7 protein-coding genes are annotated in these 6,270 nt (G+C 72.1%); 4 read left to right on the forward strand and 3 right to left on the reverse strand.

Annotation, left to right across the window (positions count from 1 at the left end):
• The first annotated feature begins 367 nt into the window (after window positions 1–367).
• On the forward strand, window positions 368–1,084 hold the full coding sequence (locus tag N864_RS18040) for a ferritin-like fold-containing protein (protein WP_034720270.1): 717 nt from the start codon (window positions 368–370) through the stop codon (window positions 1,082–1,084).
• Between the two features lie 120 nt (window positions 1,085–1,204).
• On the opposite strand, the gene N864_RS18045 is transcribed toward N864_RS18040, so the two are convergent.
• From N864_RS18045 to N864_RS18055, 3 genes are all read right to left on the reverse strand, one after another.
• On the reverse strand, window positions 1,205–1,471 hold the full coding sequence (locus N864_RS18045) for a GlsB/YeaQ/YmgE family stress response membrane protein (RefSeq protein WP_034720273.1): 267 nt from the start codon (window positions 1,469–1,471) through the stop codon (window positions 1,205–1,207).
• Between the two features lie 164 nt (window positions 1,472–1,635).
• A complete protein-coding gene (locus N864_RS18050; RefSeq protein ID WP_034720276.1) occupies window positions 1,636–1,857 on the reverse strand; it encodes a DUF3107 domain-containing protein in 222 nt (73 codons plus the stop codon).
• Between the two features lie 60 nt (window positions 1,858–1,917).
• Window positions 1,918–2,583 carry a TetR/AcrR family transcriptional regulator gene (locus N864_RS18055; RefSeq protein ID WP_081794013.1) on the reverse strand — a complete coding sequence of 222 codons (666 nt, stop codon included), beginning with the start codon at window positions 2,581–2,583 and terminating at the stop codon, window positions 1,918–1,920.
• Window positions 2,584–2,667: 84 nt separating this feature from the next.
• Between N864_RS18055 and moeB the strand changes: the two genes are divergently transcribed.
• The 3 genes from moeB to N864_RS18070 all read left to right on the forward strand — a co-directional run.
• On the forward strand, window positions 2,668–3,846 hold the full coding sequence (moeB, locus tag N864_RS18060; protein WP_034720279.1) for a molybdopterin-synthase adenylyltransferase MoeB: 1,179 nt from the start codon (window positions 2,668–2,670) through the stop codon (window positions 3,844–3,846).
• A gap of 13 nt (window positions 3,847–3,859) precedes the next feature.
• Entirely contained in the window at window positions 3,860–4,567 is a 708-nt protein-coding gene (locus N864_RS24300) for an MGMT family protein (RefSeq protein WP_169735988.1), read from the forward strand.
• A gap of 143 nt (window positions 4,568–4,710) precedes the next feature.
• Window positions 4,711–6,270, forward strand: a 1,560-nt coding sequence (locus tag N864_RS18070) for a UvrD-helicase domain-containing protein (RefSeq protein WP_034720286.1), incomplete at its 3' end; no start/stop codon positions are given.

The following is a 6,270-nucleotide window of genomic DNA, read 5'->3' on the forward strand; positions in this document are numbered from 1 at the left end:
CGATGTCGGGGTGGATGGGGTAGTCGGCGAAGCTGGTCGAGGCCGGCGTCGCCATCACCGGCGCCTGCTCGGTCGTCTCCGGCGCCTCGGTCGTGCTCTGGGTCATGTATGTCTCTCGGTCTGCACGAGCACCCCGCTGCCCAGGTGGGGCAGGGGAGCTCAGTGTCTCCTGACGGGCCGATCGGGGGTTTTCGGGAGGAATGGCGACGCCCGCAGGTCTGCGGGGCACTGAGGCCCGGGCTGGGAACCCGGCGCCATCCATGCTGCACCGTCAATGCTGATCTTCAGGGCCGACCGGGCACCGAATGGTCCCGGCCAGTCTACCGGGTCCGGAGCGGGGCACCGACCACCTCACTACTGTGACTCCATGATCACCCCCGATGGTGCCCTGACCCCACCCGAGCCGACCGGCTTCGACCTGGCCGACCCCGAGTTCCGGGCGGCCGTCGTGGACCTGCTCGGTGGCCTGGCCTACGGCGAGCTGCGCGCCTTCTCCCAGCTCGCCGCCGACGCCGAGCTGGCACCGAGCCTCGCGCAGCGCTCCGAGCTCGCGTTCCTCGCCGAGCAGGAGATCGGCCACTACCGGCTTCTGGCCGACCGGCTGCGCAGCCTCGGTGTCGAGCCGGAGCAGGCGATGCAGCCGTTCGTCGCGGCAATCGACGCCTTCCATGAACGGACCCGACCCACCGGGTGGCTCGAGGGGCTCGTCAAGGCCTACGTCGGCGAGGGCATCGCCCAGGACTTCTACCGCGAGGTGGCCGCGTACGTCGACCCGGACACCCGCGATCTCGTCATCCGGGTCCTCGACGACTCGGGCCGCGCCGACTTCGTCGTGACCGCCGTCCGCGACGCGATGGCCGCGGACCCCCGCGTGGCTGGACGCCTCGCGCTGTGGGGTCGGCGCCTGGTCGGGGAGGCCCTCTCGCAGGCCCAGCACGTCGCGGTCGAACGGGACGCGCTCACCGCCCTGCTCATCGGCGTGCCGGGTCGGCCGGCCGCTGACCTCGCCGAGCTCGGCCGGATGTTCGTCCGGCTGACCGACGAGCACACCCGGCGGATGGAGCGGCTCGGGCTCACGCCCTGAGCCCCGAACGGGGGGTGCGGTCGCGAGCGGGCGGCCACTCAGCGGCATACCCCCGGCGTGACGGGCGGGCACAGCAAGAGGGTCCGACCAATGCGGTCGGACCCTCTTGCTGTCGTCGGGTCAGGTCGTCTTGTCCGTCGCCCGCCCGTAGATGGAGATGCCGATGATCGCGACGACGATGCTCACGATCCAGTACCACCAGCTGATACCGCCACCGCCGTTGTAGTGGAAGAGCGCGCCAAGGATCAACGTCGTAACCACCGAGGCGATGATCCCGATGATGATCGTCATGACCAGTGAGATGTTCTGCTTGCCGGGCATGAAGAGCCGGGCCAGCGCACCAATGATCAAACCGGCCACGATGGCCCCGATGATTGTGCCGAGCATCTACTGTTCCTCCTGTTCCGCCCAGGTCCTGGGCGTCGTCAGACCGTTGTCCGGTCCCTGTCAGCCCATCCCGTACCCAGCAATGCGCGCCGCAGCACGCCACGGACAGATAACGATTCGGCTCGCGTTGGGAGGAAGGGCGTCGGAGCAGCAGACGCCGAACGTCACTGGGCGCCGAAGCCGACGCCGCCCTTCTTCTCCGCGCCGGTCGTGACATAGCCGACGGCGGCGCTCGGCACGATGATCCGCCCGCCCTTGTCGTCGGCCAGCTCGAGGACGTCGGCCGAGCGCGACGCGCGCACCGCTTCGACGATCTGGTCGGCTGTCATGCTCGACTCGAACGAGATCTCGCGCGCGCAGTTCTGAACGCCGATCCGAACCTCCACGGCAACCACTTCCTCACGGTTCTAGGGCTGTAGGTCTAGGGCTGTAGGGCAACCGACACCTTAACCAGCCGGGGACACGGTCGATTCCCGCCCGTCGGCGGCCTCGCCCCGCGACACCGCCGGGAACCCGGCGATCCCGCGGCGGATGAGCGCTCCGGTGATCCGCGTCGCGGTCTCCTTCGAGATCGTGTCGCCGTGGCTGAGCCAGTGCCGCGCCGTCGTCTGGGCGAGCCCCACGAGACCGACGCCGATCATCACCGCCTCCTCCTGGCCCAGCTCGGTCTCGTCCCGGATGATGCCGGCCATCGCCTCGGCACAGGTCAGCACGATCTGGTCGAGCCGGCTGCGCACCTCCGGCTCGTTGGCCAGGTCGGACTCGAAGATCAGCCGGAACGCCGCGCCCTCGTGACCGACGAAGTCGAAGTAGGCGGCCACCATCGTGCGGATGCGGGTCTTGTTGTCGCCGAGTGCCAGCGCGTCCCTGACCAGCCGCTCGAGCTCGCTCGCATGCCGGTCGATGAGGGCGAGGTAGAGCTCGAGCTTCCCCGGGAAATGCTGGTAGAGAACGGGTTTGGAGACGCGGGCCCGCGCCGCGATGTCATCCATGGCGGCTTGGTGGTAGCCGTTCTCCGTGAAGACGCGGAGGGCGGCCTCGAGCAACTGCGCGCGACGCTCGGTGCGGGGCAGGCGCTGGCCGCGAGCGGTGGTGTGGAGGTCGTCGGGCATCCGCATCCTTCTCGTCGTTCCGGAGGCCCGGGACGAGGGCTCTCGCGATGTCGTTCACACCATACCGAGCAGTACCGTGGGGCCATGCGAAGCGAGGCGATCGTCGAGACCGGCCGTCAGCTCACCGGCCCCGAGGTGACCCGGTATGCCCGCCACGTCCTCATTCCCGGGGTGGGCATCGAGGGGCAGGAGCGGCTCGTTGCCTCCAAGGTCCTCGTCGTCGGCGCCGGCGGGCTGGGCTCGCCGGCCCTGCTCTACCTGGCGGCCGCCGGGGTGGGCACGATCGGCATCGTGGACACCGACGTCGTCGAGCTGACCAACCTGCACCGGCAGGTCGTCCACTCCGACACCGACATCGGCCGGCCCAAGACGGAGTCGGCCGAGGCGGCCGTCCACCGGGTCAACCCGCACGTCAACGTCATCCGGCACGACGTCCGGCTCGACTCGGGCAACGCGCTCGACGTGATCCGCGACTACGACGTCGTGGTCGACGGCACCGACAACTTCCCGACCCGCTACCTCGTCAACGACGCGTGCGTCATGCTCGGCAAGCCGCACGTCTGGGGCTCGATCCTGCGCTTCGACGGGCAGGTGTCCGTGTGGTGGGCGGGCCACGGCCCGTGCTACCGCTGCGTCTTTCCCCAACCGCCGCCGCCGGGATCCGTCCCCAGCTGCGCCGAGGGGGGCGTGTTCGGGGTGCTCTGCGCCGCGATCGGGTCGGTCCAGTCGACCGAGGCGATCAAGCTCCTGCTCGGCATCGGCGAGCCGCTCACCGGACGCCTCCTCGTCCACGACGCCCTCCGCCAGACGTGGGACTCCCTGACGGTGCGGGCCGACCCTGACTGCCCGGTCTGCGGCACGCACCCGACCGTCACCGAGCTCATCGACTACGTCGAGTTCTGCGGCGTGCCGGGTGCCCCGGCGGCCGGCGAGGAGCCCGTGCCGAGCGTCACCGTGCACCAGACCGCCGAGGCGCTCGCGGCGCAGGAGCCCCCGCTGCTCGTCGACGTGCGGGGCGAGGAGGAGCGCGCCATCGCCGCCATCCCCGGCGCGGTGCCGATCCATCTCGACCTGTTCCGGTCCGGTGCCGCGTTCCGCGAGCTGCCGCGTGACCGACGAATCCTCATCCACTGCAAGGTCGGTGGCCGATCAGCCGAGGCGACACGCCTCGCCCTGCGGGCCGGCTACACCGACGTCGCGAACGTCGAGGGCGGGATCATCGCGTGGATCGAGCAGATCGACCCGACCCAGACGCCCTACTGACAGGACGAGACGAGTGAGCCTGGAGGACTACGCCGAGCGCGTCCTCGACCTCGTCGCGCAGGTCCCCGAGGGCAAGGTCGTCGCCTACGGCGACATCGCGCGGATGCTCGGTGAGGGCGGCCCGCGCAACGTCGGCGCCGTCATGAGCCGCTACGGCTCCGAGGTCCCGTGGTGGCGGGTCATCCGCGCGGACGGGCGGCCGCCGCAGTGCCACGACGGCGAGGCCCTCGCGCGCTGGCGGGCCGAGGGCACCCCGATGGTCGGCGGGCCGCTCACGGGGACCCGCGCCGACATGGCCCGTGCCCGCTGGGAGGGACCGGACCGATCGGCGACGACCGGCGGGCTGCACCACGTCGAGATCTGGGTCGAGGACCTCGCGACCGACGGCGCCGCCTGGGACTGGTTGCTGGCCCGCCTCGGCTACCGGCTCGGGGACGACTGGGGGCGGGGCCGGGCGTGGGAGCTTGGCAGTCTCTACGTCGTGGTCGAGTCCGGCCCTGATGTGCTCGCAGGGGGGCACACACGCCGCCGTCCCGGCATCAACCACCTCGCCTTCCACGCCGGCTCGTGCACGGACGTCGACGCGATGGTGGCCGAGGCGCCGGCCCACGGCTGGTCGCTCCTCTTCGCTGAGGCGCACCCGCACGCGGGCGGTCCCGACCACCACGCCGCCTACCTGGAGAGCCCGGGCGGCTTCGAGGTCGAGCTCGTCGCGCGCTGAGAGGTGGCGCGCGAAGAGCTCGTATGCCGCTCACCGCGGCTGCCGCCCGCTGAGCGGTCGTATGCCGCTCACCGCGCTGCCGCCTGCGGCGCACCCTGACGCGGTGGCGGGCGGTGTCGGCGCCGCGTGATGCAATCGGTGCCGTGGTCATCCTCCGCCGTGCAGCCGCTCCCACCGTGCCGACGATCCGGCTCGATGGCAGTCAGCAGGCGGTCCTCGAGTCGACGGCGCACGTCCTGCGGGTGCTCGGCGGCCCGGGCACCGGCAAGTCCACCCTTGCCGTCGAGCTCGTCCGTCGCCAGGTCACGGCCGGTGAGCGAGCCGACCGCTGCCTCGTCCTCGCCGCGAGCCGCCCGGCGGCAGCCGCCCTGCGCGACCAGGTGACCGCTCGCCTCGACGGGACGAGCACCCAGTCGCTCGCCCGCACCTGGCAGGCGTTCGGCTTCGCGCTGCTGCGCTCGGAGGCGGCGCTGCGGGGCGACCCGGCGCCCCGGCTGCTCAACGGCCCGGAGCAGGACGTCGTGCTGCGCGACCTGCTCGCCGGGCATGCGTCCGGCGACGTCCTTGGCCCCGACTGGCCCGAGTCGGTGCGGGCTGCCCTCGGCACTCGTGGGTTCCGCAACGAGCTGCGTGACCTGCTGATGCGCGCGGTCGAGCACGGCCTCGGGCCCGAGGACCTCCTCGCACTCGGCAAGGAGCACGACCGCCCCGAGTGGGTCGCGGCCGCGCACGTGCTGCGCGAGTACGACCAGGTCACCGCCTTCAGCCGGCACGGCGCGTACGACCCGGCGTGGATCCTCACGGCTGCCGCCGACCTGCTCGAGGAGGAGCCCCTCGCGCTCGACCGCCTTCGTGACGCCGTCTCGCTCCTCGTCGTCGACGACGCACAGGAGCTGACCTCGGCCGCCGCTCGGCTGCTCCGGGTCGTGGCCGGCGCCGGACCTCGCATCGTCCTGCTCGGCGACCCCGACGCAGCCGTGCAGACCTTCCGGGGCGCCGATCCCCGGTTCCTCGCCGACGGATGGCAGAGTCTGGGCCGGCCCGCGCAGCAGGAGACGCGCGTCCTGGAGCTGTCTCACCGGGTGCCGAGCGCTGTCCGCGAGGCCGTCACGAGAGTCGTCGCCCGGGTCGGCGCGCTCGGCGGCGGCGAGCAGCGGTCGTGGACACCGGCACGCTCCGGTGGTGTCGTCGACGTGGCGTTGCTGAGGTCAGCGGCCCAAGAGGCGTCCCACATCGCGGGGGTCCTCCGACGAGCACACCTCGTCGAGGGCATCCCGTGGGACGAGATGGCTGTCATCGTGCGGGGTGCCGGCCGTGCGGCCCTGTTGCGCCGGCTCCTCGCGACGGCCTCGGTGCCGCTCATGACCCCCGCGGCCGAGACCCCGGTGCGCGACGAGCTCGCGGTCCGACCGTTGCTGACGATGCTGCGTGAGGCACTCGCCGTGGCCCGGTCGGCGCAGCGGGGCCAGCAGCACGTGATCGACGGCACCGTCGCTGCCGACCTCATCACCTCGCCGATCGGTGGGGCCGACGCCGTCAGCCTGAGGCGGTTGCGCCGACTGCTGCGCCGTGAGGAGCTCGAGGTCGGTGGGGGACGCTCCAGCGACGAGTTGCTGGGCGAGCTGCTCCTCGAGCCGGTCCGCGCGCGGTCGCTGGGCGAGCTGGCCGCCCCCGCGGCGCGCGTCGCCGCGGCCATCGACGCC

It is taken from the genome of Intrasporangium chromatireducens Q5-1, assembly GCF_000576575.1.
In the GTDB taxonomy this organism is placed as follows: Bacteria; Actinomycetota; Actinomycetes; order Actinomycetales; family Dermatophilaceae; genus Intrasporangium_A; species Intrasporangium_A chromatireducens.

Bases quoted from the DNA above. Each gene is read 5' to 3' on its own strand.
- moeB (WP_034720279.1), top strand. From the start codon at position 2,668: ATGCGAAGCGAGGCGATCGTCGAGACCGGCCGTCAGCTCACCGGCCCC.
- N864_RS18040 (WP_034720270.1), top strand. From the start codon at position 368: ATGATCACCCCCGATGGTGCCCTGACCCCACCCGAGCCGACCGGCTTC.
- N864_RS18055 (WP_081794013.1), bottom strand. From the start codon at position 2,583: ATGCCCGACGACCTCCACACCACCGCTCGCGGCCAGCGCCTGCCCCGC.
- N864_RS18045 (WP_034720273.1), bottom strand. From the start codon at position 1,471: ATGCTCGGCACAATCATCGGGGCCATCGTGGCCGGTTTGATCATTGGT.